Annotated in this window: 1 protein-coding gene; it reads left to right on the plus strand. The window is 41.4% G+C overall.

The genetic code is table 11. The features are described 5' to 3' along the window. The first annotated feature begins 93 nt into the window (after positions 1–93). Complete coding sequence (locus tag F6K37_RS42465; RefSeq protein ID WP_287257227.1) at positions 94–1,242, plus strand: caspase family protein; 1,149 nt, start codon at positions 94–96, stop codon at positions 1,240–1,242. Positions 1,243–1,383 lie beyond the last annotated feature (141 nt).

Raw genomic sequence — 1,383 nt, forward strand, 5'->3', positions numbered from 1 at the left:
TTATCGCTAACCTAACCTACTGCTCCCTACTCCCTGCTCCCTACTCCCTGCTCCCTGCTCCCTGCTCCTTTAAATTAAGGAGGATGAAATAAGATGCCCGAACAATTTGATCATGGCTATGCTTTGCTGATTGGTGTGGGAGAATCTGCCTATCCGCGCCTATCTCTGCCTGTAACAGTTAAAGATACTCAAGCCATTTATGCGGCACTGATTGACCCTGACTTATGCGCTTATCCAGATAATAAAGACCATATTCGAGTATTAAATAACAAAGAAGCAACACGGGACAATATTCTAGAGGGGTTGCAATGGTTACAGGAATCCGCAAAAGCCGATCCAGAAGCTACAATCTTCGTCTACTATTCAGGCCATGGTTGGTTGAATAAAGCTGACAATTGTTACTATTTAGTGCAACACGATATTAAACCTACTAAACTGGCGGCTTCCGCATTATCAGCTGAAGTTTTCACCGAAGCTCTGCGACAAATTCCAGCAGAACGTTTATTAGTGGTGATTGATAGTTGTCATGCGGCAGGAATGGCAACCTCCAAAGATCCAGAGGAAATCATCCGTGAAGTAGAAAAAGAAGATACAGAGCTGGCCGATGAATTCGAGGATTTCCAGCGGGTTTCTCCTTCCAAAGGATTCGTCGAGCAACTGAAACAAGGAAAAGGACGAGTGGTGTTCACCTCTTCCAGGGGAGAAGAGAAGTCTTTGATACATCCAGATGGACTGTATAGCATTTACACCAATCATTTTCTGGAAGCGTTACAGGGTGCTGGCAATAAACCTGGTGATACAGAGGTGAAAGTTTCTAACTTGATGAATCATCTTAGTAAAGCTGTACCTGAAAGCGTTCGTAAGTTTTATCAAAAAGAGCAAACCCCTAATTTTGATATGGCAACAGAAGATTTTGTAATTGCTAAACTTAAGGGTGGACAAGGGTTTAAGGTATGGCAGGAGGAGCAATCTGAATCTGAACTTACACCAGAGAAACAGAAACAGGTTGTTTGTCAATTCCTAACAGAAGTTGAAGAAAATTTTAAGCACATCAAACTGTTTCACACTAAACAGCCTATTGTTATCACTGATCAATATATTCCCATTCAAGTTACTATCGAGCGACGTTATATAAAATTAACGGAAACAACTTGGAGTTATGCAGAATCTGAAGCAGAATTGAGACAGGCTTATGCCCTGAAAGGAAGCGATGGGCAATTGCCAGGATATGAAGCTGACTAGTTTACGAGATGTCTATTACAAACAGACACAAACTATTCACCAGATTGGAACCAAATCCAAAACAAACCTTGGCAAAACATCCTATCCTCTCCTGATAATGTTTGTGGAAATTTTAACTAGTCCACAAACATTATCAGGAGA

The sequence above is a fragment of the Moorena sp. SIO4E2 genome (assembly GCF_010671945.1).
Classification (GTDB): Bacteria; Cyanobacteriota; Cyanobacteriia; order Cyanobacteriales; family Coleofasciculaceae; genus Moorena; species Moorena producens.